This window comes from Jeotgalibacillus proteolyticus (genome assembly GCF_050107735.1).
GTDB lineage: Bacteria > Bacillota > Bacilli > Bacillales > Jeotgalibacillaceae > Jeotgalibacillus > Jeotgalibacillus proteolyticus_A.
In genome coordinates this window covers 99,210-124,026 of sequence record NZ_JBNILO010000007.1, presented here as the reverse complement: position 1 = coordinate 124,026, position 24,817 = coordinate 99,210, and the positions used below count along the sequence as shown (strand labels likewise).

Annotated in this window: 23 protein-coding genes; 11 read left to right on the top strand and 12 right to left on the bottom strand. The window is 41.5% G+C overall.

All coding sequences use genetic code 11. The annotated features are described in order from the left end of the window. Positions 1–139: 139 nt before the first annotated feature. Complete coding sequence (locus ACQCT8_RS12155) at positions 140–949, top strand: Cof-type HAD-IIB family hydrolase (RefSeq protein ID WP_426871455.1); 810 nt, start codon at positions 140–142, stop codon at positions 947–949. A 370-nt stretch (positions 950–1,319) separates the two neighbouring features. Here ACQCT8_RS12155 and ACQCT8_RS12150 read toward each other — a convergent pair whose 3' ends face one another. Then, on the bottom strand, positions 1,320–2,213 hold the full coding sequence (locus tag ACQCT8_RS12150) for a YitT family protein (protein WP_426871453.1): 894 nt from the start codon (positions 2,211–2,213) through the stop codon (positions 1,320–1,322). A gap of 125 nt (positions 2,214–2,338) precedes the next feature. Here ACQCT8_RS12150 and ACQCT8_RS12145 point away from each other — a divergent pair, with 125 nt between their 5' ends. After that, the gene (locus ACQCT8_RS12145; protein ID WP_426871451.1) at positions 2,339–3,214 is read left to right on the top strand and encodes a DegV family protein; all 876 of its coding nucleotides are present in this window, start codon (positions 2,339–2,341) and stop codon (positions 3,212–3,214) included. Between the two features lie 11 nt (positions 3,215–3,225). After that, positions 3,226–4,593, top strand: a complete 1,368-nt coding sequence (locus tag ACQCT8_RS12140; RefSeq protein ID WP_426871449.1) for a CoA-disulfide reductase — start codon at positions 3,226–3,228, stop codon at positions 4,591–4,593. A gap of 140 nt (positions 4,594–4,733) precedes the next feature. On the opposite strand, the gene ACQCT8_RS12135 is transcribed toward ACQCT8_RS12140, so the two are convergent. From ACQCT8_RS12135 to ACQCT8_RS12115, 5 genes are all read right to left on the bottom strand, one after another. Further along, complete coding sequence (locus ACQCT8_RS12135) at positions 4,734–5,771, bottom strand: LacI family DNA-binding transcriptional regulator (RefSeq protein ID WP_426871447.1); 1,038 nt, start codon at positions 5,769–5,771, stop codon at positions 4,734–4,736. Between the two features lie 85 nt (positions 5,772–5,856). Further along, complete coding sequence (locus tag ACQCT8_RS12130; protein WP_426871446.1) at positions 5,857–7,401, bottom strand: alpha-amylase family glycosyl hydrolase; 1,545 nt, start codon at positions 7,399–7,401, stop codon at positions 5,857–5,859. 128 nt (positions 7,402–7,529) lie between these two features. Next, positions 7,530–8,372, bottom strand: a complete 843-nt coding sequence (locus tag ACQCT8_RS12125) for a sugar ABC transporter permease (RefSeq protein WP_426871444.1) — start codon at positions 8,370–8,372, stop codon at positions 7,530–7,532. Further along, positions 8,372–9,682 carry an ABC transporter permease subunit gene (locus ACQCT8_RS12120; protein ID WP_426871442.1) on the bottom strand — a complete coding sequence of 437 codons (1,311 nt, stop codon included), beginning with the start codon at positions 9,680–9,682 and terminating at the stop codon, positions 8,372–8,374. The genes ACQCT8_RS12125 and ACQCT8_RS12120 overlap by 1 nt, the downstream gene beginning before the upstream one ends. Positions 9,683–9,788: 106 nt before the next feature. Continuing rightward, the gene (locus tag ACQCT8_RS12115) at positions 9,789–11,051 is read right to left on the bottom strand and encodes a sugar ABC transporter substrate-binding protein (RefSeq protein ID WP_426871440.1); all 1,263 of its coding nucleotides are present in this window, start codon (positions 11,049–11,051) and stop codon (positions 9,789–9,791) included. Between the two features lie 346 nt (positions 11,052–11,397). On the opposite strand from ACQCT8_RS12115, the gene ACQCT8_RS12110 reads away from it, so the two are divergent. The 4 genes from ACQCT8_RS12110 (at position 11,398) to ACQCT8_RS12095 (ending at position 16,491) form a co-directional block, all read left to right on the top strand. After that, entirely contained in the window at positions 11,398–13,155 is a 1,758-nt protein-coding gene (locus ACQCT8_RS12110; RefSeq protein ID WP_426871438.1) for a glycoside hydrolase family 13 protein, read from the top strand. Between the two features lie 66 nt (positions 13,156–13,221). Next, positions 13,222–14,565: an MATE family efflux transporter gene (locus ACQCT8_RS12105; RefSeq protein WP_426871435.1), complete on the top strand. Its 1,344-nt coding sequence runs from the start codon at positions 13,222–13,224 to the stop codon at positions 14,563–14,565. Between the two features lie 176 nt (positions 14,566–14,741). Further along, the gene (locus ACQCT8_RS12100; RefSeq protein WP_426871433.1) at positions 14,742–15,083 is read left to right on the top strand and encodes a P-II family nitrogen regulator; all 342 of its coding nucleotides are present in this window, start codon (positions 14,742–14,744) and stop codon (positions 15,081–15,083) included. A gap of 28 nt (positions 15,084–15,111) precedes the next feature. Further along, the gene (locus ACQCT8_RS12095; protein WP_426871431.1) at positions 15,112–16,491 is read left to right on the top strand and encodes an ammonium transporter; all 1,380 of its coding nucleotides are present in this window, start codon (positions 15,112–15,114) and stop codon (positions 16,489–16,491) included. Positions 16,492–16,652: 161 nt separating this feature from the next. Here ACQCT8_RS12095 and ACQCT8_RS12090 read toward each other — a convergent pair whose 3' ends face one another. The 6 genes from ACQCT8_RS12090 to ACQCT8_RS12065 form a co-directional block, all read right to left on the bottom strand. After that, positions 16,653–17,492 (bottom strand): phytoene/squalene synthase family protein, encoded by an 840-nt coding sequence (locus ACQCT8_RS12090; RefSeq protein ID WP_426871634.1) that lies wholly within the window; start codon positions 17,490–17,492, stop codon positions 16,653–16,655. Further along, positions 17,467–18,960, bottom strand: coding sequence for a phytoene desaturase family protein (locus ACQCT8_RS12085; protein ID WP_426871429.1), 1,494 nt, complete (start codon positions 18,958–18,960; stop codon positions 17,467–17,469). The genes ACQCT8_RS12090 and ACQCT8_RS12085 overlap by 26 nt, the downstream gene beginning before the upstream one ends. Continuing rightward, complete coding sequence (locus tag ACQCT8_RS12080) at positions 18,957–20,483, bottom strand: phytoene desaturase family protein (protein WP_426871427.1); 1,527 nt, start codon at positions 20,481–20,483, stop codon at positions 18,957–18,959. The genes ACQCT8_RS12085 and ACQCT8_RS12080 overlap by 4 nt, the downstream gene beginning before the upstream one ends. Before the next feature lie 301 nt (positions 20,484–20,784). After that, positions 20,785–21,156, bottom strand: coding sequence for a YisL family protein (locus tag ACQCT8_RS12075; protein WP_426871425.1), 372 nt, complete (start codon positions 21,154–21,156; stop codon positions 20,785–20,787). A gap of 282 nt (positions 21,157–21,438) precedes the next feature. Further along, positions 21,439–22,347, bottom strand: coding sequence for a fumarylacetoacetate hydrolase family protein (locus ACQCT8_RS12070; protein ID WP_426871423.1), 909 nt, complete (start codon positions 22,345–22,347; stop codon positions 21,439–21,441). A gap of 67 nt (positions 22,348–22,414) precedes the next feature. Continuing rightward, positions 22,415–23,584 carry a DUF418 domain-containing protein gene (locus tag ACQCT8_RS12065; protein ID WP_426871421.1) on the bottom strand — a complete coding sequence of 390 codons (1,170 nt, stop codon included), beginning with the start codon at positions 23,582–23,584 and terminating at the stop codon, positions 22,415–22,417. 88 nt (positions 23,585–23,672) lie between these two features. On the opposite strand from ACQCT8_RS12065, the gene ACQCT8_RS12060 reads away from it, so the two are divergent. The 4 genes from ACQCT8_RS12060 to ACQCT8_RS12045 are packed head-to-tail and all read left to right on the top strand — an operon-like array spanning position 23,673 to position 24,817. Next, entirely contained in the window at positions 23,673–23,897 is a 225-nt protein-coding gene (locus ACQCT8_RS12060; RefSeq protein WP_278242135.1) for a spore germination protein, read from the top strand. Continuing rightward, a complete protein-coding gene (locus ACQCT8_RS12055; RefSeq protein WP_426871419.1) occupies positions 23,894–24,103 on the top strand; it encodes a spore germination protein GerPB in 210 nt (69 codons plus the stop codon). Before ACQCT8_RS12060 ends, ACQCT8_RS12055 begins: the two co-directional genes overlap by 4 nt. Positions 24,104–24,122: 19 nt before the next feature. After that, entirely contained in the window at positions 24,123–24,647 is a 525-nt protein-coding gene (gerPC, locus tag ACQCT8_RS12050) for a spore germination protein GerPC (RefSeq protein WP_426871417.1), read from the top strand. Next, positions 24,644–24,817 (top strand): spore gernimation protein GerPD, encoded by a 174-nt coding sequence (locus ACQCT8_RS12045; protein WP_426871415.1) that lies wholly within the window; start codon positions 24,644–24,646, stop codon positions 24,815–24,817. The genes gerPC and ACQCT8_RS12045 overlap by 4 nt, the downstream gene beginning before the upstream one ends.

Here is a 24,817-nt window from a genome sequence, read left to right as displayed (position 1 = left end):
CCTACCATGAGAGCCAATATATGACATGTATTTTGCTCAAGTGTATGGAATGATTCGAAATTCGGCCAATACATGGTACACTATTTTGGGCAAGCTATGTTCAGGATTACCACTTTTTTGATAAAGGAGCACAACCGCGATGGAAAAACATTTAATCGTATTAGACCTTGACGGAACACTGCTTACGGATGACAAGATCATTTCAGAAAAAACGAAACAAACGTTGTTTAAAGCTAAAGAACAGGGTCATGAAATCATGATTGCCACCGGCAGGCCCTACAGAGCAAGTGAATCCTATTATAAAGAGCTTGAACTTAGTTCACCAATTGTAAATTTTAATGGTGCGTTCGTTCACCATCCATTAAATGAAAAATGGGGATTTCACCATGATCCGATGGATTTGGACGTCGTCAAAAATATCGTCGAAGCATGTCAGGATTTTTCCTTTCACAATATTGTTGCAGAAATCCTGGATGATGTTTACCTTCATTATCATGATGAAAAACTGCTTGATATCTTTGGTTTTGGCAACCCGTCTATTCAAACAGGCGATTTAAGAACCTATCTCCCTGCCAGTCCCACAAGCCTTCTCATCCATGCTGAAGAAAAGGACGTGCAGGATATTCGCAGCCATTTGAGTAACGTCCACGCTGAAGTGATTGACCACCGCAGATGGGGAGCACCATGGCATGTAATTGAAATTGTGAAAAAAGGGTTAAATAAAGCAGTTGGAATAAAGAAGGTATCCGACTCCCTGCACATTCCAAGAAGCAGAATTATTGCGTTTGGCGATGAAGATAATGACCTGGAGATGCTTGAATACGCAGGTACGGGAGTCGCAATGGATAATGGCATTACTTCCATTCAAACCATTGCAAACGAAGTAACCGCTTCGAATAACGATGACGGCATCGCGTTATTTTTAGAGCAAAAGCTCAAACTGGCATGAAGACAAACCACCTTTGGATGTGACAGTTCGGTTAAAAGCTTCAGCTAACCTTATTCACTGATATGCAGGAGACTCTAAACTTTCAGCTCCCTGCTGAATTTCACATTATATATATGAATGGAGAGAAAGCTGGGACAAAATTCAAAAAAGTTTAAAAAATGAGGATATATTTATTACTAGTAATAGGTGAACGGAGCGGAAGGTGGCGACTCCTGCAGGATTTGACGGCAAGCTGAGACCCCGCAAGGCAGAGCCTGAGGAGGGCTCAGCGCCGTCCCTGCAGAAAGCGTCCGCGTGAAGCGCAGTGAACCGGTCGTAGAGCTTGAGACACTTTTGTCCCAGGCTCCTCTATAAGAATTTTTTCTATTTCCTATTCTTCTTTTCTGAAAAAACCAAAAACCCCTGTAGTTTGCATAACGTTGGTAAATGCGTGCGGATCCACCGAATGAATAATTCGCTCCAGTTCAAAAAGTTCATACCGTGTAATAACGATTATCAGCATTTCTTTTTGCTCATCTGTAAATGCACCTCTTGCAGGTAGAATGGTAATCCCTCTCACCAGATTTTCATGAATTGCCTGCTTCACTTCACTGGTTTTCTTAGTCACAATCATAACGGTCAGTTTTTCATGCCTAGTATGAATCGCGTCAATCATACGTGTAGATACGTAGAGAGTAACCAGTGTGTAAAGCCCTTCTTCCAAACCGAATATTGTACTGGCAGCCAAAATTATAACTGCATTCATTGTAAAAAAGTAAATGCCGACCGGTTTATCATTTAAACGGGAAAGAATCATAGCAATGATATCCATCCCCCCTGTCGATGCTCCCCATTTAAGAGTAAAGCCTACGCCAATCCCTGCAATGACTCCCCCAAATACCGCATTTAATAAAATATCGGTTGAAACTTCCACCACCGGTATGATTGCGAGAAAAATGGTTGTAAATCCAACTGAAACCAAACTGTAAATTGTAAACATTTTGCCGACTCTGAGCCACCCCAGTATTATGGCCGGAATGTTTAATAGTAAAAGTAAAATTCCTGTTGAGATAAAAATAGGTGTAAAGTCGGCTAATATATTGGAAATGAGCTGGGCAAGTCCTGTAAAGCCGCTTGCAAAAACATTAGCAGGTATAAGAAAGAGGTTTAAAGCTGCAGCATTTAATGCTGCACCTATAATTACAACGATTATTTTTCTTATTTCAAGCCAAAGTGTTTCATGTGGTACTTTTGACAATTGAAAGGATTCCTTTGAATTCTTCAATTTGCTCCCTCCTTTTTTTATTCCTTTATACTCATAACCTATTTTACATCATCCTACACCTATCATTGTAAAATGAGGACGGTATAGATAAACTAAAGCTATAAAAGAAAAAAAGGATGATGAATATGAGTTTACAATTATTCGCTGATAGTGCATCGGATCTTCCTATGGAATATTTCAAGGACCATCATGTAACATTGCTTCCACTTCGTGTGCATATTGGAGATGAGGAATATGATGACCTTGTAACCATAAACTCTAAACAGGTGTTTGATGAAATACGAAATGGCAAACAACCTAAAACCTCACAGGCAAGTCCAAAGTATATGGAAGAAGTTTTTACTGAACTGGCTCAGTCAGGTAATCAAGGGCTTTACGTAGCCTTTTCTTCAGAATTGTCCGGTACATATCAGACTGCGGTAATGGTAAGAGACCAAATTAAAGAAGAATACCCCTCACTTGATTTGGTTATTATAGACTCTAAGTCTGCCTCTCTTGGGTACGGTTTATGCGTACAGCGGGCAGTTGAACTTGCTGACCAGGGGCTTCACCGGGATGAAATTGTCAAATTCACAGAATTTCATTGTGAACATATGGAGCATCTCTTTACAGTTGAAGATCTGGACTATTTAGCAAAAGGCGGACGTGTTACTAAAGCATCAGCATTTATAGGCGGGCTGCTTAATATTAAACCTTTGCTTCATGTGGAGGGTGGAAAACTCGTGCCTCTTGAAAAATTAAGAGGACGAAAGAAATTATTAAAGCGAATTGTTGAGGTAATGAAAGAGCGTGGAGAAGGATTGGATCAGCAAGTGATCGGAATCAGTCACGGGGATGATGAGGCGCTTGCAGATGAAATGAAATCCATGATTACAGAAGAGTTTGGTTCAAGCTCTTTTTATACCGGTTTGATTGGATCAGCTGTCGGAGCACATGCAGGACCCGGCACACTTGCCATCTTCTTTTTGAATAAATTGCCGGAATCTCCTGCCCAGCAGTAAGGAGGAACATGATGAAAAAAATTATGGTCATTGGCGGAGTTGCAGGAGGCGCGACATTTGCCTCCCAGCTTCGTATGCTTGATGAAGAAGTGGAAATTATCGTACTCGAAAAGTCCGGAACTATGTCATTTGCGAATTGCGGCATGCCTTATTATCTTGGAGGCTACGTGCAGGATCGGGAACAATTGATTGCTGCCACACCGGAATCCTTTAAAAAGGAGCGGAATATTGAAGTTAGAGTAAGGCATGAAGCCGTCCGGATAGACTCCAGTAAAAAAGAAGTCGTGATCCTTGATCATATCGGTAATACTCAGTATTCCGAATCCTATGATTCTCTTGTTTTATCTCCTGGTGCTATTCCTGTTATCCCCAAAATTGAAGGACTCTCTCATGCCAACTGCTATACACTGCGTGCGTTTGAAGATATGCTGAAAATACATGAGCAGATTGAAGCAAACCAATTTAAGAGTGTCTGCATTGTTGGCGGCGGATTCATTGGACTCGAAATGGCAGATAACTTAAAAAAACGGGGCATGACTGTGCATCTGATTCAACGCTCAGAACATGTGCTCAGTGTCCTGGACAGGGATATGTCAGAATTAATTGAAGCTGAGCTAATCAAGCAGGGAATCGATTTATATACGGATTTAACGATTCAAACTATTGAAGAAGACGGATGTACCCTTCATTTAACAGACGGTCAAATCATTACAGCTGATTTTTTAATTCTTTCAGTCGGGGTTAAACCTAACCACCAGCTTGCAAAACATGCAGGGCTTGAAATTGGAACAACAGGCGGGGTGAAGGTAAACGAATTTATGCAGACAAGTGATCCATCTATTTATGCGGTAGGGGATGTTATTGAAACCTTTGATTTTATTACAAAACAGCCGAAAAGGGTCCCACTCGCATGGCCCACTCATAGACAGGCCTATTTGGCAGCGCGTCATGTTACAGGAAATCCTGTTCCTTATAAAGGATCACTTGGAACAGCAATCTGCAAGGTGTTTACCCTTCATGCTGCCTCACTTGGATTAAATGAAGAACATTTGCATGAAAGCGGATTATCATTTGAAACGGTGACTCAGGATTCCAAACAGCACGCAGGCTATTTCCCAGGCGCAGCTCCCTTAAGGCTGAAGGTGCATTTTTCACCTGAGAATGGAACGATATACGGGGCTCAAGCCGTCGGAAAGGATGGAGTGGATAAACGAATCGATGTGATCGCTGCTGCAATCGCCGGAGGCCTCACAGTAACAGATCTGCAGGATATTGAGATAGCCTACGCCCCTCCATTTTCCTCTCCTAAGGACCCGGTTAATATGATTGGCTATAAAGCGATAAAAAAAATGAACTTAGATAAAAGTAAGTATAAATGACACTTTTTCCTTTTGTTTATTTAATGTTCTAATTTTCAAGACAGCAAAGAGACCTTGCCTCCTCTCTGGATTCCTCAATCTAAAAATGAAGGAGTTCAGTTGAGCAGACAAGGTCTGTTTAGTTGCTCTTGTTCCTTTAATCAAACGGTCTGACTGGGTGGTTCAGTTGAGAAGCGTTTCACAATCTCATGCTCGATAATGACGCGCTTGACAGGTTCCTCCGGGTTAGTCAGACGCTTAATCAAATGTTTGGAAGCATGGTATCCTAAATTGAAAATATTTATATCAACTGAAGATAATGGCGGTCTAGCCATTTCAGAGGTCAAAACATTATTAAAGCTTAAAATAGAAATATCTTCAGGTACAGAAATCCCCATCTCATTTAATGTGTTTAAAACACCAAGGGCCATTAAGTCATCCGCAACTACAAGAGCGGTAGGCCTTTCTCTCAAAGGAAGCTCCATCAGCTCGCATACGGCATCCTGACCGCCTTCTAACAAAAAGCTCTGATGAAGTACATAATCCTCTCTATACGCCAGTTCTGCCAAATTCAGCGCATCTTTATATCCCATCAGCCGTTCGACCGTGACAACTAAATTTTCATCCCCGCCTATAAAGGATATGCGTTCATGTCCCAATTCAATGAGAAAATCTGCAGCATCTTTAGCAGCCTGAAAATTATCGTTATCCACATGGGTAATTTCTTCAACATAGTTAAAAGGCTTTCCAATCATCACAAATGGAAAATCTCTTTCTCTCAAGTACATTAAAATTCGGTCCTCTACTTTAGAATACAGGAGGACAACCCCGTCCACTCTTCCCCCCTGCACCATTTGAACGACCCCGTTGTAGATCTCCTCTTCGTTTTGACCCGTTACCAGCTGAAGAGCATACTGCTTTTCATGTGCTCCCTCACTAAGTCCTCGCAAAACAGTTGGAAAAAAAGGATTTTGAAAAAACACATCAGAGGATCCTGGAGTTACCAGCCCTATAACCTGTGTGGACTGATTCGCAAGGCTGCGGGCAATGAAATTCGGATGATACCCCAGTTCCTTCATCGCTGCTCTGACTTTTTCTTTTGTTTTATCACTAATTCTCGGATTGTTTGCAATTACTCTTGACACCGTAGAGGGTGCGACGTTAGCGTGCTTGGCAACATCTTTTATTGTTATCGACATAGAACCACCCCTAATCTGATTACGCTTACAATTATTCACCAGGAAAAGCTGGTACAACTTTTATGCACCAGCTTCTTTAACCCCATTAAGCTGTACGCTTTTTGACGCGTTTAGCCATATAAATAAAAATCCCGATAAAGAATACCCAAACGGCTGCGACGGCTGCCAACAACCCGTAATTAAAACCGGCTTTCTCAGTCAGTACATAAATTTCTGCCTCTTCTCGATCTAACACCACCACATATTCCCCATCGCTTTCAAGAACAAGATCGCCATTCAGCAATCCCCGCAATTCACCATTCTCTTCAAGCTGATCGGAATTTAGCGTTACAGATTGAGTGCTGCTTGTATTGTTTATGGCAATAATGGCAGTTTCATCTTCGTACTTTCTTTCGTACAAAAGCATCCCATCTTCATTGTGAAGAACTTCAAGTGTTCCCCGTGTCAATGAAGGCAGCTCTTGACGGAGTCTTCCGACCTCTCCAATATAATCCTTCAGTTCCTCATCCAAATTAAAGTTCATTAATTTGCGATTATCCGGATCTTCTCCACCGTCCAGCGCGATCTCGGATCCATAATACATAATCGGGATACCAGGCACTGTAAACATAAAGACCGTCGCGAGTTCCCACCTTGTTACAGGATGCATATTATTATCAACTGCAAGCCGGGTAAATCTGGACATATCATGATTATCTATAAATGTTCCCATTAAATAAGGGTTAGGGAAAAACTCCTGGTTATAATCCCAGAAATTAAAAAGACGCGAGGTATTTGTGTCGACATCCTGAAAAACAGATCTCATCTGCTCAGCAAGCGGGAAATCGACAAACCCGTCGATGCCGGTATCTGAATACTCGGCTATTTTCCTGATGTCAGTATCATATACTTCACCAATCAGATAAAAATCGTCCTTTACGGATTTTACTTCCTGCGAAAATTCTCCCCAGAATTCTTCCGGTACATGCTTGACCGTATCAAGCCTGTAGCCGTCAATGTCCGTTTCTTCGATCCACCATTTTGCTGCTTCAAATAAGTATTCCTTCACTTCTGGGTTTTCAGTGTTTAAATCCGGCAAACCATAAATCCAGCCATTTTGAACTTGCTCAGTATCATTATTATCTATAATGGCTGATTCCTCATGATACCAATCTTCTTTTTCAGGATCTTCTGTCCATGGATGATTGGGTCCGGTATGGTTCACGACAAAATCCAAAATAATTTTGATGTCCCGATCATGCGCAGCATCCACGAGACTTTTAAATTCATCGATCGTTCCAAAATGTTCATCTGTTTCATAAAAATCTTCGATCCAATAGCCGTGATAACCGCCCTCTTCATTTTGAAAAACAGGCGTCAGCCAGATGGCCGTGAAACCCATTTCTTCAATATGATCCAGCTGATCTTCAATCCCCTGAAAATCACCGCCATGATACGCTTTAGGATCCTGCGTGTTGACGGACGCATCGTTAGAAGTATCTCCATTCGAAAAGCGGTCCACCATTAGAAAATAAATTGATTCATCCTGCCATTTTCTCTCTTCCTTTTCAACAGCGCCTGCAGAAGGAGTCAAAACGCTATTAAAAAGGAGGATAGTGATGAGAAAAAGAGCTGTGTTCACTCTTCTCATCCCTGCCCCTCCTCCTTTTGTTTATAAAGCTGCTGCCTGATAAACATATAATAGTTGCTGCTTCAGCCGTTGTGCAGGTTCTGTCTCACCGGAGCGATCATGCAATATTGCTCATCTTCTATGAAATATTATCCTTTTGTTCCTCCAGCTGTGAGACCGGAGATAAGGAAACGCTGAGACAGAAGGTAAACAATCGCGATAGGCACAGCGATCAGAATTGAACCTGCAGCAAATCGGGTGAAGTTATTATCGAACTGGTTGCTGATGAAATTAAACAGCCCAAGTGCAAGTGTGAAATTTTCAGGATTTCTAAGAATAATTCGCGGCAGCAGAAAGTCTACAAATGGCGCCATGAAGTTAAACAATGCCACTACACCTAAAATCGGTTTTGCCAGCGGAAGCATAATTCTGAAAAACACACCCAGGTGGCCTGCACCGTCTATGCGGGCCGCTTCATCAAGTTCTTTAGGTATTGTATCAAAATAACCTTTTACTAGCCAAGCGTTAAAAGGAATTTGACCTCCAATATAGATCAAAGTAAGTCCAATTAGTGAATCAAGCAAGCCAACCATGTTGAGCATAACGTAAATTGCGACCATAGCCATCATAGCAGGGAACATTTGCAGCAGTAAAAATGCATACAAACCATATTTTCTTCCTACGAAACGATAGCGTGAAAATGCATATGCAACAAAAGACGTTAATACAACTGAGAAAAATGCATTGGCAATTGCTACAATGACACTATTCTTATACCAGATTAAATAGTCACTTGACGGATCTGTAAATAACCACTTGTAATGCACTAAGGACCAATTATCCGGGATTAATTGAGCTGAATAAAGACTAGTACCAGGATTTAAAGACATCCCTACTGTCCAAAGCAGAGGATATCCTATAATAACGGCCATAAAAGCCAGGAATAAGTAGATTAACGTGACTTCTAATGTGGATTTTGCTTTTCGGCTCATTATAAATTCCCCTCCTCTTTAAACGAGCGTGTTTTTCTGAATTGGAAAAACGCAAATCCCGTTACGATAAGTCCCAGTATGATCGTTATCGCTGCGGCCATACTGTATTGATTTAATGTAAAGGTCAGATCATATACCCAGGAAATTAAGATATCTGTGCCGCCGGCATTTTGCCCCCGGACGGCTGGCCCGCCTTCATTAAATAGATAGATAATATTGAAGTTATTAAAATTTCCTGCATATTGCATGATTAATAGAGGGGCTGTTGCATATAAAACATGCGGAAGCGTAATGCTTTTGAATTTCTGCATACGGTTTGCACCGTCCACTTCGGCTGCTTCATACCACTCTTTTGAAATACTTTGCAGGATTCCCGTAAATAAAGCGAAAACAAACGGAAAGCCTAGCCAGGTCTGTATCATAATTAATGCAATTCTCGTATAAAACGGATCCTGTAACCATGGGATCGACAAATCGAAAACTGCCAGAATATCCGTATTAATGGCACCGAACCGATCGTTAAACATAGCTGCGAACACCAGAATAGTAACGAAAGCCGGTACTGCCCAAGGCAAAATTAAGATAGTGCGAATTAAACGTTTAAATTTAATCCGGGGATCATTTACGATCAGCGCCAAAAATAAACCAAGCGCAATTTGAAGCGTTGTAGCCACAACCGTCCATACAATGGTCCACGTGAAAACACTAATAAATGTATCTTGCCAGATATTATTTCCTGCTCCGCCGGTTTCAAAGAATAAGCGTGCAAAATTATCGAATCCTATCCACGAAAGCAACGCTCTTGGAGGCTGATTGTATTGACTGTAATCGGTAAAAGCTAATGCTACCGTAAACATCAATGGCAGGATGACAATAAATGCCAGCATGATTAAGCCGGGTGTTACGAAGAAATAAGGAAACCCTTTATCCCAGACATTTCCCGCAGCTTCTCTAAAGGTTGGTGCTCTTTCTCCATTTTGAATCCGCAAGGCATCTCTTTTTGCATCTTTAACATTAACAATATAAAGTGTTACGAAAAATGCGATCAAAATAAGTGAAACCAATCCATAGATTAATAGAACAACTGAATGATCAGTACCTTCTATAGTACCAAGTGTAGTAAGACCCCATAGACCAAGATTTAAAAAACGCCCGAGAGTTAAAATAAATGAAATTTCAAGAATGATAAAAAGAATTCCTTTTACGTATCTGCGGTTGTACAACTGACCTAAACCCGCAAGTAAGATGGATAAAATAACAGCTGTTTTGGGGTTATGTGATTTTTTTGCTGTTGGATTTGCAGTCGACATGTCATCGCCTCCCTAGCGAGGTTCTAGAAGAAAGTTCTTCCTTAAAAATGCAGTGGATAGAAGGAGGGAATCCTTCTATCCACCAGAGTCATGAATTTTTGTTTATTTACTGCGCTGCAGCGATATTATCTTTGATTGTTTGAACTGCTTCATCAAGTACTTCCTGTACATCTTCACCTTGAGCGATGAATAGGAGCGCATTGTTGATTGGATCCCATACCTGCTGCATTTCTGGTGTTGATGGCATTGGAGTGCCATATTGAATCTGCTCAGCAAATGGAGCAATCAGCTCATTTGAAGTTACCGCTTCGCTTTCAAGTGCTGCCTGGTTAGCTGGAAGTTCGCCAGCTTCTTCAAAGTATTGAGTTGAATTTTCTTCGTTTGTCAGGAACAAAGCAAGGTCTGTTGCTGCTTCTTTGTTTTCTGAGTAATCCGAAACCATCCACGATTTAACTCCTACAAATGATGTTGCGTTTGTTCCGTCAACCGTTGGAAGAATTGCTGTTCCAAGGCTATCACCAAGCGCTTCTTGATATGCCGGGATCTGCCATGGACCTGTGATGGCAACGCCGACTTTGCCGTCTGCAAACAAGCCATTCATGATATCAGCGTTGACTTCAACCGGGATATATCCGTTTTCGTACCAAGATTGAATTAATTCTCCGCCTGCTACCGCACCTTCGTTGTTAAGGCCGATATCTTCTACATCGTAAGCTCCATCTTCGTTGTTAAATACATACGCTCCATTGGCTCCGAAGAACGGGTATGAGAAGTAGAAGTTAGCTGCTTCCATTAAGAAACCGTACGTTTCAGTAGATTCATCTGTCTGCTCTTCTGCGATCGTCATTAGATCGTCCATAGTAGCCGGTGCTTCATCCACCATATCTTTATTGTAGAAAGTCGCATATGTTTCAACTACTAAAGGAGCACCATAAACCTCTCCTTCATACGTAACAGCATCTATTGCTGTTTCAGAATAATCATCTTGCGCATCACCCAAATCCATCGGTGCAGCTAGATTCTGAAGAAGAATGTTTCCAAGTCTGTCATGCGGCTGGAAAAATAAATCCGGTCCGTTGCCTGCAGGACCATCAAGATTCAATGCTTCGATTTGATCGAGCATATTCATTGGCGTTGTTTCAATTTCGATTCCTGTTTCTTCTGTGTATTTATCAAAAAGCTTGTCCAGCACTGCTTTCTGTTCTTCACTGTCATTTACCCAGACTTTTAATGTTTCCGGTGCTTCTTCTGTTGATCCGGAACCGCCCCCATCTGTTGTTTCTCCAGATTCTTCACGATCCGGTGCACAAGCGCCTAATACGCCTGCCAAAAGTAATGATGAAGCTAAAACTGATGCATACTTTTTCAAAATTGACCCCTCCTAAAGGTTTTTATCCGGGTTTGAACAACCGTTTGCACAATTTCTCTTTATAAAAATGCTATTGCTCTCTACAACAACATCTAAACCGCTTACATTCTTTTTGTGAAAACGATTGCACAACCTCCTTTTATTATAATTTACTTTGAGAATAATACAATACTTTTTTAAAAACTTTTCTAATAAATTCATATTTTTTGTTACTGGATGATTGGTTCTATTCTCCCCCTCTATTCATTCTTTGTCACTAACCCGTTGACAGACCTAATCTGTTGCCATAATCTTATAACCAATTGGGATGGTCCGCCATTCAATTATTCATAAAGGAGCCGATTTGATGATTAGAGAAGCCGTTCACCACCGAGCCGACCGTATTGACGCGTATGCAATGAATGAAAAAGAATTACATATCCAGATTAAAACAAAGAAAAAAGATGTAGACGAAATTAAACTTTTGCTTGGGGATCCTTACGACTGGACTGACAGTCTCTGGAATTTCACCTCAATCCCCATGACGATCAGCGGAAGTGATGCCTTATACGATTACTGGATCGCAGTAGTGACCCCGGAGTTAAGAAGGCTCCGCTACGGTTTTCAGCTATATAATAGGAAAGAAAGCGTTTTCTTCGGTGAAAAAGGGTTTAGAGAATCACCGCCCGAAGACATTGGAGAATACTTTTGCTTCCCTTATATCAATAAAGCAGATATCTTTACAGCTCCTGAATGGGTTAAAGACACAGTATGGTATCAAATATTTCCTGAGCGCTTTGCAAACGGGGACCCTTCTTTAAATCCGAAAGGCACTCTTCCCTGGGGAAGTGAAGATCCGAAGGTAAACAGTTTTTTTGGCGGGGATATGCAGGGAATTATAAACCATTTGGACTATCTGGTGGAACTCGGCGTTACCGGTATTTATTTCAATCCATTATTTACTGCCACATCGAACCATAAATACGACACGATTGACTATTTTGAAATTGATCCTCAGTTCGGCTCAAAAGAAACCTTCAAAACACTTGTTCACGAATGCAAGAAACGGGGGATCCGCGTCATGCTTGATGCAGTATTCAATCACAGCGGTTATTACTTCCCTCCTTTTCAGGACGTCCTGAAAAAAGGTAAAGAGTCCAGGTACAATGATTGGTTCCATTTATGGGACTACCATGTGGAGACAAAACCTAAACCAAATTACGATACGTTCGGATTCACATACATGATGCCTAAACTGAATACAGAAAACCCTGAAGTGAAAAATTATTTACTTGAATGCGGCAGGTATTGGGCAAGAGAATTTGATATTGATGCATGGCGGCTCGACGTTGCGAATGAAGTGGATCAGGCTTTTTGGAGAGATTTTCGGTCAGAGGTAAAAGCAATTAATCCAGAGTTGTATATTTTAGGAGAAATCTGGCACGATTCTATCCCATGGCTTAAAGGCGATCAATTTGATGCAGTAATGAACTACCCTTTTACAACGAATGTTTTACGGCTTTTCGCTAAAAAAGATTTAACCGTTAAAGAATTTGTGGAAGATATGACCAAGGTTCAGCATATGTATCCTAAGAACATTAATCAGGTCACCTTTAATCTGGTCGGCAGTCATGACACCCCAAGAATCCTGACAGAATGCGAGAACAACAAGGAAATGCTCAAACTAATATTCACCATTTTATTAACGTACTATGGCACTCCGTCTATCTATTACGGAGATGAGATCGGCATAACAGGCGGACAGGATCCGGGCTGCAGAAAATGCATGGAATGGGACGAAACTAAACAGGATCGAGAGCTTCTCGATTGGGTTAAGTCATTAATCGCTATTCGCAAAGCCGAGCCTCTGCTCGCTAATGCCGGCACCTTTTCGTTCCTGCCATCTGATCTCAGTGAAAAATCCTTTGGCTATATTCGTTCAAATGAAAGCACATCAGTCATCGTTTTATTAAATACCAGTGATAAAAAAGATAAAATCAAATTGCCGCTTACATTTGAAGATCCGCAGGCTGAAGACTTGCTGACTGGCAAATCAGTAAAATGGAATAAAGGAAAAGTAAACTTGGATCCTTTAGAAGCGAAGATTATCAAACTAAGCCATTAATCAAAACCGGGACTGTCCATTACTTTATTGGTCAGTCCCTTTGGTGTTCAAGTTGGAGGATCAAAAATGAAAAAACCGGAAAAATTAACGCTTTTCGCATTAACATGGCCAATTTTTATCGAAATTTCACTGCATATGCTGATGGGAAATGCAGACACACTAATGCTTAGCCAGTATTCCGATAACAGCGTTGCAGCTGTTGGTGTAGCCAATCAAATCCTATTTTTGCTGATTGTGATGTTCGGTTTTATAGCGACGGGTACTTCTATTTTAATTGCGCAGTATATCGGCGGCAGCAGAAATAATAGTGCTGCTGAGGTTTCAGTCGTCTCGCTGGCGGCAAATTTCGCTTTTGGTGCTTTTTTGAGTCTGCTGATTGTCCTTTTTGATGATTGGGTTTTAAAGATGATGGATATTCCTCTTGAACTCTTAAGTGAAGCATCCTTTTACTTGAAATTTGTTGGAGGGTTTTTATTTGTTCAGGCTTTAATAATGACCATAGGAGCGATCTTAAGAAGTTATGGGTACACAAAAGATGCCATGTATGTAACGTTAGCTATGAATATACTGAATGTGGCTGGAAACTACTTATTTATCTTCGGACCGCTCGGCTTTCCCATTCTGGGAGTGGAAGGCGTAGCCTACTCTACTATCGGCAGCCGGATTATTGGATTTATCATTATATTTATACTTTTACTAAAGCGTCTGCCGAATCAACTGCCTTTTGTGCGTTTGTTTTCACTGCCTTATGCACATATTAAAAATCTTCTTAAAATCGGCATACCATCAGCAGGAGAGCAGCTATCCTACAATGCTTCCCAGCTAGTTATCACTGCCTTTATTGCTATGATCGGAACAGAAGCCATTACAACTAAAGTTTATACTCAGAATATCATGATGTTTATCTTTTTATTCGCAGTCGCAATAAGTCAGGGATCGCAGATTTTAATTGGCAGAATGGTAGGCGCAGGTGAATATGAAGATGCCTATAAACGCTGCATTAAAAGTTTGAAAATCTCTGTTTACTTATCAATCTTCATGGCTGTTTTATTTTCTCTTTTCGCTGAGCAGCTGCTTGGTATTTTCACGGATAATCCGGATATTATTTCAGTTGGAACCATTCTCATTCTTCTAACCATTTTGCTCGAGCCAGGGAGAAGTTTTAATCTCGTTGTCATAAATGCACTCCGCGCAGCAGGCGATGTGCGTTTCCCTGCATATATAGGAATTATTTTTATGTGGGGCATCGCTGCTTTTCTTTCGTATTTACTCGGAATCGTATTCGAATTTGGTCTTATTGGCATTTGGATCGCTTTTATATGCGATGAGTGGATTAGAGGATTGATCATGTTGAAAAGATGGCGCTCGAGAGTATGGGTAAAAAAACATTTTGTTCATGCTGAAAATTGAATGAATGGTTGTCTCACAAGGGGTTTGCCAGTTGGCAGCCCCTTTTTCATGTTAGGTTTTCTCACATTAAAATTATTTTTTTACAAAAAAGGGTTGCATTTTATCAATTTTCTGAATATTATTAGGTACATAGTTCATGTCATAAAACCTAACATGAGAAATGAGGAGTGAAAGTAATGAAAAAAATCGAGGCAATTGTCCGGCCGGAAGTTTTTCAGGAACTTCGCCAGTCACTGGTGCATATCGGGATCAGCGGCTTAACTGTTTTTGAAGCCGCCGGTTGCGGAAATCAAAAAGGAAAAAAAGGAGCATTCAGGGGTACAACTTACGAGCTACCGCTTGTCTCAAGAATTAAAGTGGAAATGGTGTCCGAAGACCACAAAGTAGATGAAATCGTTGAAGCCATTATCGAAGCCTGCGGAACTGGGCAGGTTGGGGACGGAAAAATATTTATCTCTCAGATTGAAGAAGTGATTCGCATTCGAAATGGAGAACGTGGTAAAGAAGCAGTTTTATAAGCAAGATATAACATATGGAGGTGCAACAATGAAGAAAAAAATTGGGTCGATCGTTATTGCAGGAAGCTTATTATCTACTACTACATTCGCAGCCCCTGTGACTCCTGAAAGTGTTCAATTATCCGTTGATACTATGTGGATTATGATTGCTGCTATCTTAGTCTTTTTTATGCACGCAGGGTTTGCAATGGTAGAGTCAGGGTTTTCACGGGCGAAAAATAGTCTGAATATCTTAATGAAAAATATCCTGACGATTTCACTTGGTTCAATCCTCTACTTTTTAGTTGGGTACGGGATTATGTTCGGCAACTCAAACGGCTTTTTTGGCACATCCGGTTTTGCACTGCAAGGTGTTGATGATATAGGCTTTTTTGTTTTCCAGGCTGTATTTGCCGCAACCTGTGCAACGATCATTTCCGGTGCTGTTGCAGAAAGAATGAAATTGAGCAGTTATTTGCTTCTTACCATTTTGATGACGGGTGCAATTTATCCTGTTGTCGGTCACTGGATTTGGGGCGGAGGCTGGATTTCGGAGCTTGGATTTGTTGACTTTGCCGGATCTACTGTCGTTCACTTAACGGGAGCAGTTGGAGCATTCATTGCTGTACTCTTTTTGGGAGCACGTATTGGTAAATATAGCGGTAAAAGTGTTAACGCCATCCCGGGACACAATATTCCTCTAGGCGCACTCGGAGTATTTATCTTATGGTTTGGCTGGTTTGGCTTTAATGGCGGAAGTTCTCTTGCTGCTGACCCGTCATTGGTTCCAGTTGTTATTTCAACGACACTGTTATCAGCTTCTGGCGGTGTAGTCGCCTCAGCACTATACTCAAGAATACGATTTAAAAAGATTGATCCTTCCATTACATTAAACGGAGCACTCGGCGGTCTTGTGGGGATTACTGCCGGGACAGCAAATGTATCCCTGTTAGGCGCCATTATTATCGGGTTAATTGCAGGGGTTATTCTTGTAGAAGGAATTCGCTTTATTGATGTTGTTTTACGTGTGGACGATCCAGTTGGAGCAATTGCTGTTCATGGTGTCTGCGGGATCTGGGGAACGCTTGCGGTCGGACTTTTTGATACTGCTAATGGCGCCGTTTATGGCGGAGGTCTTGGATTGCTTGGTGTGCAGGCCCTTGGAGTAGGTGCAGTTATTTTATGGACGGCAGCTGCTGTCGGTGGAAGCGTCTATATTCTGAAAGCTGCCGGAGGGATCCGCGTAGAAAGAGAAGAAGAACTTGCCGGTCTGGACTATTCAGAACATGGCTCAAATGCATATGAGTTTAAAGAATCATTAACTTCATCAAGCTCTAATCAAACAGACAATGCAAATGGAGATCTTGTGGAACGCCTGAATCAACTTGGGTCTTCCATAAATAAACCTAAAGCGAGAAAATCGATGTAAATTTCTTTCGATAATAGGCTGCTCAATTCTTCTTCAATAGCAGTCTGAAACAGAGGCTCTCAACAAATAAAGCCGTCATTCATTCCTTAATAGGGAGTGAATGGCGGCTTTATTTTATTCTATCATAAACGTTCACATTGTTAGGCGTTCCGTGTTATAGATTATTCCATATGCGCAGATAGAATTTTTTCTTTACTCTGGCCTGAAACATAATTTTTTACAGTAAAGACATTGTAATCATTGCTTCTAACCTCATCTAAAATCGCCCTGTATAGGACCGCGGCCCCTTTTACTGGAGGACGGCTGTAGACCGGGTATTCATGGATCTTGGTCATTGCTCTGTCATAGTAGATTTCAGCAAGCTGAGCCATTTCTTCCCATAGTAATTTGAATTGGCTATTGTTTTCCATCCTTTCAAGCATGCTATACGTGTATCCATGCTTGTCCATCAGCTCCTGCGGAAGGTAAACTCTGCCCCGCTCCAAATCTTCTCCTACATCTCTCAGGATATTGGTGATCTGCATCGCGTAACCCAATTGAACCGCACTGTCCAATAGTTTATCATGTGTTTTAGGCGCCAGCACAGGAAGAAGCATTAATCCCACTGTGCTTGCAACATGATAGGAATAATTTAATACATCTTCAAGAGACCGGTAGCATTTGTCTTCAATATCCATCTTCTGCCCTTCAATCATAGCCAAAAATGCATCCGTATTCATCTCGTAATTAGCGAAGACATCCTGCAGGGCGAACCACTTTGCATCTTTCGTGTTTGGGCTGCCGGCTAAAAACTGTTGAAATTCTTCTTCAAAGAGTTGAAGCTCTTCTTTGGGATGTTCGTTCTCATCCACAATATCGTCGACAGTTCTGCAAAAGGCATAAATAGCCCATACTGCATTTCGCTGATTTTTTGGCAGTAATGAAAAAGCACGGTGGAACGTTTTAGAATGAAGCTTTATGATCGATTCACACTCTTCATAGGCGGTTGATCTGTTCATTATGGATCACATCCCTTGTAAGATACTTCCGTTCAATTCCATCAGCCAGAAGCTTGGCTCCCTGCATAACAATGGGGATTCCGCCTCCCGGATGAATGGATGCACCAACTGCAAATAAATTATCAATTTCTCTAAAGGGTTGAAATTGCGGGCGGAAAGGACCCGATTGAAATAATGAGGGAGAGATTCCAAAGCTTCCGCCGCCATACAGCCCCTCCTGCTTTGCTTCTGCCGGAGTTCGAATATTCAGCCACTGCATTCTGTCTCTAAGTCCATCAAAACCGTTTTCTGCCATTGAGTCAATTACCTTGTCTGCTAACGAGGTTTTTTCTTTCTCCCAGTCGATCTTTTCCCCGGAAGGAACAGGGATCAAAACATACAGGACACTTTTCCCTTCAGGAGCCAGCGTGTCATCCACGAGTGAGGGATGGAAAACATAATAGGATGGGTCACTTGGCACCGTGCGGGACTTAAAGATTTCACTCATATTCTTGCTGAAATCTTCCCCCATATAAAACTGATGAATCCTTTTATTATCATATTGGCCGTCTATCCCCATGTAGAGAAGCAGGCAGCCGGACGAGGGCTGATAGGTCCTGCCCGCTTTGTTTTCATGCATGCCAATCAGCTTTTCAGCTAAAGGAAAATCGCCATTTACTACAACGGCATCCACCTCTGCCTTCTCATTGTTTACAACTAAAGATGTTATGCGGTTCGAGGTTCTGTTTAATTTTTGCACCGTCGCATTTCTTACTACGTCAACACCGTTTCGTTGTAAAGCTCTTTCAAAAACTTCAATCAGACTCGCGTAGCCGCCTTTTACATAATAAATGCCATGGCGATGTTCGCTGAATGAAACTAAACTGTAAATGGCGGGTGTTGTAAAAGGATTTCCTCCGATATACAGAGTTTGCAGTGCATAAGCTGTTTTCATCTGTTCGTTTGTGAAATATGAATCCAGCTGCTTTTTTACGGACCGGAAAGCATTTAGTTTTCGGAGCGCATTGACAGTAGAGGGGGTAACTGACCCCCACCGATTTAAAAACGACTGCTCCAAGAAGCGGGGCTTGCCCAGATGAAACCTCGCGTCCATATCTTTCATAAACCGTTTGAAATTTTTACTTTCTCCCGGGAATACCCGTTCAATTTCTTCTATTTGTTCTTCTATGCTAGCATATTTTGTGTAGGTATGACCATTTGAAAAGTGAATATCATACAGTGGATCACAGCGGATCAGCTTATACTCGCTGCTGCCAATTCCTGCTTCCATCATGAGTTCCTTCAGCATTTCAGGCAGTAAAACAATTGTGGGTCCCTTGTCTACTTTATAGCCTTCATGCTCCATAAAAGCCAGTCTGCCGCCGAGATTCTTTTCTTTTTCATAAAGCGTTACCTGGAATCCTTTTCTCGATAGCATAAGAGCAGCCATCATGCCCCCGATTCCTCCGCCTGCTATTGCTATATTTTTCATAAGGCTTCCTTGCTTTCTGGCTGGGAATGACTTATTTTTCTCCCGGCTGATTTTTCCAGCAGCATATTTGTTGTAATTCTGGCAGACTCCAGAATCGTTGGAAGTCCGCTGCCGGGATGCGTGCCGCCTCCAACAAGCCAGGTATTGCCTAGTTCTTCAAATTGATTATGGGGACGCAGCGCCATCATTTGACTAAGGTGATGGCCCAGGCTGAATGTGGCTCCCTCATATACATGAAAGTCCCGCTCCCAGTTAACGGGGCTGAGGATCCGTTCAGCTTCAATATGCTCTCTGATGTTTTTAAAGCCCGTTTTTTCTTCCACCGAATCAAGCACTAACTCCCTGAACGCCTGCTTATGTTTTTCCCAGTCAATCTTGCTGAGATTATTCGGTACCGGGGCCAAAATATACAATGCGGATTTGCCCTCCGGAGCAAGTGTAGGGTCTGTTACGGAAGCATTTTGAATGTAGATGGAAGGATCCTCGGAAAGTAATTGCGTTTGGGTTATTTCCTCAACATTTTTTTTGTAATCATCTGAAAAAGAAATCGTATGATGAGGCAAATCGTATTTTTTATTGACTCCCAGATAAATCATAAATGTGGAGCAGGAATATTTTTTCTTTGCCAGCTTTTCAGGAGCGTATTTTTTCAGCACTCCATCGTCAACAAGGGTGGACATAACATGAGAAAAATCACCATTTATGACCACTTCATCGGCTTCGATTTTTTCACCGTTTTCGAGCAGCAGTCCCTTTACCTCTTTCCGTTCATTCAGGATGAGCTTGCTAACTCCATTTCCTAAATGGATCGTCCCTCCGAGTTCTTCTGTAGCCTGTGCGAGCGCTTTTGACAGTCTATTCACTCCCCCGATCGGATGAAAGATGCCATATTCGTGCTCCATAAAAGAAAGTATAGAAAACGCGCCGGGACATTCCCAAGGGGACATCCCCAGGTATTTTGCCTGAAAAGTGAAACCAAGCTTAAGTTCTTCGTGACGGAAGTACTTGCTTAGTACATCATATAAACTTTTACCGAGGGACAGCTGAGGCAGTGCTCTTAAAATCTTGAAGCTTAAATACTCGTAATAACGGTCCATTTTAGTTTGAAGGATAGGGCGAAGGGCATCCATCTTCACTCTTGTATCTTTCATAAACCGGTCATACCCTTCACTATCACCTGGAAAATGCCTCTCTATTTCCTCTTTCATTTTTTCAGGATCGCGATACATTTTCACCTGTTTAGTAGGAAAAGCCAATTCATACATCATAGGCAGTTCTTTTAACTCCACATAGTCATGAAGGTTTTTCCCGGCTTCTTTAAAAAGCTCTTCAGCGATCTCGGGCATACTCATAAAGGTTGGACCGACATCAAATGTGTATCCACCCATATGAAAAGAGCTGTTTCTTCCCCCGACGAATGCTTGCTTTTCATAGACATCTACTTTGTATCCTTTACTGGCAAGCAGCATGGCCGCTCCTAATCCGCCCGGACCAGCGCCAATAACAGCTATTTTTTCAGGCATCCATATTCGCCTCCATTTCTCACATTCAAGGACCCATATATATGTACAATTGTTATACAAATATTATACATAACTTTGTTATAATTTAATTATACACATGTGTCGGTATGAAAACAATTTACAATGCGGTCTGTGAACGTTATCAGATTTCAGTTAGATAAACAGAGTAAACCCAAATGAAGAACTAAGGGCAATTGGGACTCTCCTAATCTATTTACCCGCACTCCGCAAATACATAAAGTCTGATTATGAACAGCGAATTTCAGTCAATAAAAAAAGCCGCCCTAAAGCGACTTTCCTTTTACGCAAAAAAGTTATATCCTACCGGCAGACGGAATCCCAAATAAATGGTTCCAAGCAAAACCAGCACCAGCAAAATCCATACTACTTGAGTTGATTTTCCTTTTTTCGTTCGAACGAGCACCATCTCCATGAAGCCAACGGTTAATATACCCAGTAAAAACTTTACACCATATAAAGCTGCATCAATAGAAGAATGGAAGATAAAAAGAGCCGCTCCTGTCCCAATGATGAACAAATAAAATAGTCGTAAAATCATATGAGTAATTTTACTTCCTTTTGCATTGCCTTGTTTATGCAGCCCGTATGCAGCAAAAAATAATATGATTCCTATAACCCATGATGCAATATGTAATCCTGTTGTTTCGAACATGCTACTCCTCCTTAGATTCTCATTGCTTTTCTTATGGTATCATATTCCCCCTCCAATAGAAGCAAAAACCTTGTCAGCTTCATGACAGATTCACTCTTTGACTGACGGCAGAGCTTGCAAGCGGGAAGTACTCCAAATGTTAAACCTGCCCCTCTGACCTTTTATTTCACTCATTCAACTCCCACCCTGCTTTTTGTCTTTTAGATAAAAATAGAGAATGTCCCCGCGAAACAATCGCGAAGACATTCTAGTATGGGAGGAGTGGAAATAGTTGCAGACTCCTTATTCCCCTATTTCATTTGTCAGCGTACCGATCCCCTGAATGGAAACCTTCACCTGATCTCCCCGCTTTAAATACTTAGGAGGAGTAAAACCTTTTCCTACACCTGCAGGCGTTCCTGTGGCAATGACATCACCCGGCTCAAGCGTCATCCCTTTTGATAAGGTTGATATAATGTCCTCAATCGGAAAAATCATATCTTTTGTATTGCCGTCCTGACGAATTTCATCATTAATCTTTGTCACAATGCTCAGCTGCTCAGGTGCTGGGATTTCATCTTTTGAAACAAGATATGGACCCATCGGACAGGTCTGGTCCAGGCTTTTGCCAAGATAAAACTGCTTATGGCGGGCTTGAAGATCTCGAGCAGTCACGTCGTTTATAATGGTATATCCAAATACGTAATCAAACGCCTGCTGCTTCGGAATATTTTTCCCTTTTTTACCGATGACTACAGCGAGTTCTCCCTCATAATCAAGCGAATCGGTAAGTTCTTCATAGGATGGAATTAATGAATTATCTCCAGTAATGGAAGTTGATGCTTTTGTGAAAACTACTAAATCCTCAGGAAGATCTTTATCTGAACCTACTTCGAGTACATGATCACGATAATTTTTCCCAATGCATATCACATTTTTAGGTGTGCGCGGAACCGGTGCTTCCCAAATTAAATCTGTAAAGCTTACTTTAAATCTTGACACTTGGCTGCTTTCTTCTGCTGCACGGATGCATTTTCGGACTGTTTCCTGAAGTTCCATTCCGTTTTGAATTCCTTCGAGCAAAGTCGCCGGAACATCCTCGTTTGGAATTAATTCTTTATGAATACGCACGATGTTCCATGCTGCTTCTTCTCTTTTTACTTTTACACCATAAAGCAGCTTGTCTTCAAAACGAAAAGATAAAAATTTCATTGAATGAACACTCCTTAAAGTCTGAATTGTTCTTCTATTATACTATCATTCTGTTTAACTTGTCTGTTTATTTTACATTTTTCCCGTAAGTTAGACGGCGCCAGACATATTCTACCGGTCCTTGATTGAATCTTGACAGCCAGATTTCAGACAAAATTACTTGAATGACAAACAGTCCAAGAGCAATATAAAGACCGTTTAACAGGGACACTTCCCCGTACAATCCTAGTCCGTACGAGTAGAAAATAAGCGTTCCTGCAACAGATTGCATTAAATAGTTTGTAAGGGACATTCTTCCGGTCTGCCCCAGTGGACGAAGCCACTTTGCGGCTTTTGGCATTGTCATCACGAGCGAAATTATTCCTATGTAGGAAATCGCTAAAAGAGGGCCTCCCACGAAGTCCTGGATAAATGAATAAGCTAAATTTTCTTCCATCCAATAAGGAGATGTTTTTAAAACAAGAGCAATCGGCAGCGTCAGCACAACCGTGATAACAAGGATTTTCTTTTTTTCGGCAGCTTTTTCCAATAACTTCAGCTTCGAAATTCCTGCTCCAATCATCATCAGCGGCAAGAGCGCAATCGCCAGCGATACAAACGATGCCGGATTATTGGCATAGAGCCAGTCGTTTAAACGTTGTGAAAAAATTTCACTGTAGGTCCCGCTGCCATATGCTTCAATAGAAGATTGTATTTCCTGGACAGCATTAAAATACGTGACAGATGTAGGATCTGCAAAAGAAGCCAGGATAAAGATGGCAGACATAAGAACCTGCGGAACTAAAAACAGCAGGAAGCCTACTAGCAACAGGAGCCTTCCTTCCAGTTGCAAAAGCAGCATTAAAAGAAGCCCCACCACTGCATAACTGATTAAAATGTCTCCCGACCAAATAATAAAAGCATGAAAAGCTCCAATAACTAAAAGGACGCCAAGTCTCTTTAAAGCAAACGGATAAAAAGCTATTTCTTTCTCTTTAAGCCGGCGGTATTGAAGTGCCAGCCCATAACCAAATAAAATGGTAAAGATCGGATAAAAGCTTGCTTGAACAAACACATCAATCCACCAGTAAACCGGCTGGTCTATTGAATTTCCCCACCAGGAGTAAGGGTCATAGTAATAAATCGGTGAATGAAACGCCATCATATTTACAATAAATATGCCAATTAGTGAAAATCCCCGCATCACATCGAGTGATTGGATTCTGTTTTGCTGCTTAACAGACTGTATTTCTCTCACATTCCTCTCCTCCACTTTCTGCACGTTCTAATGTATTCCACATATAATGTATCATCATTTACATTAATTCGCGAAAGGATGTTTTTGTATGCCAGGCATTGTAGGCTCAATACAGATCATCTCCATTGGATCAAGCGCCGTTATGCATATTGGAGACTGCTACAGTATTCAGCCAAGATCAAACACAAAAACATTTGCAGGAGCAGGTTCCTTTAATACAGGAGACGGTCTTTACGTCCAAAATCAGCAGTCTGCCACGAATACATGGGATTCTGATCAATTTGACCAAAATATTACCGGGCTTCCAATATGAGATCACCGCAATGGATTATTCATCAGCAAATCAGTGTGAATCAAATTAAGATTGGAAGCATGTCCAATTCTTCTATCCTGCAGATCGGTACAGTTGGAAGCATACAGTCGCGCGCCGAGCTTTCCAATACCGGAAAATTCACTAAGGCGGCTCCAGCTGCTGTTACACAGGGGAAAACAACGACCGTACCTTTAGTGAATCCATAAGAAAGGTGGAGGATCCCGGATGCAGCAAGTCTATTATCAATTGGCAGCTTTACAGCAGCAGCTTACTCAATGCATGGAGAGATTATCAAAGATTGAACAAAAGCTTGAAGAACGAGCCTCCTCCCCTTCAAGTGTTCACATCGAAAAGATTGAATATAAATTTGATCAGCTTAAGGTAGAGACACTTGAAGGCACTCTTTCTATCGGTTTATCTCCTTCTGATCTATATAAACAGGATGTGGAAATCCCCGGTTTTCGTGACAGCGTGTCAATTGAAGATCAGATCAGGCAGTATATTCATGAACAAATTCCAACTGTTTTTTCTGACTGCAGCATCATTCACGATCCAGCCGGTAAACCCATTACGCCAGATCAAGTAACAGATCAGCTGATGCAACAGCTGCCTCAGCGGATCGAACATTTGCAGCAGGGTGCTTCTATCACACAGGAACAGCTTTTATTATTAGTTCAGCGGGATGTGGCGCATGCACTTCATGCACTCAGGTCACAACAGCCGTTCAATCAGGGAGTTGAGGGTCAATGATTGTGTATCAGCAGGAAAATACCATCACACATTTACAAATTTCCAGTGTTTCTTCCTCTTCACTTGTTCATATAGGCGACGTTTGTTCCATTCAGCTTGATTCCGCTTTTGATACACCGCCTGAGTCACTGATTATCGGACCATTTGTTCCGCTTCAGCCTGAGGGATAA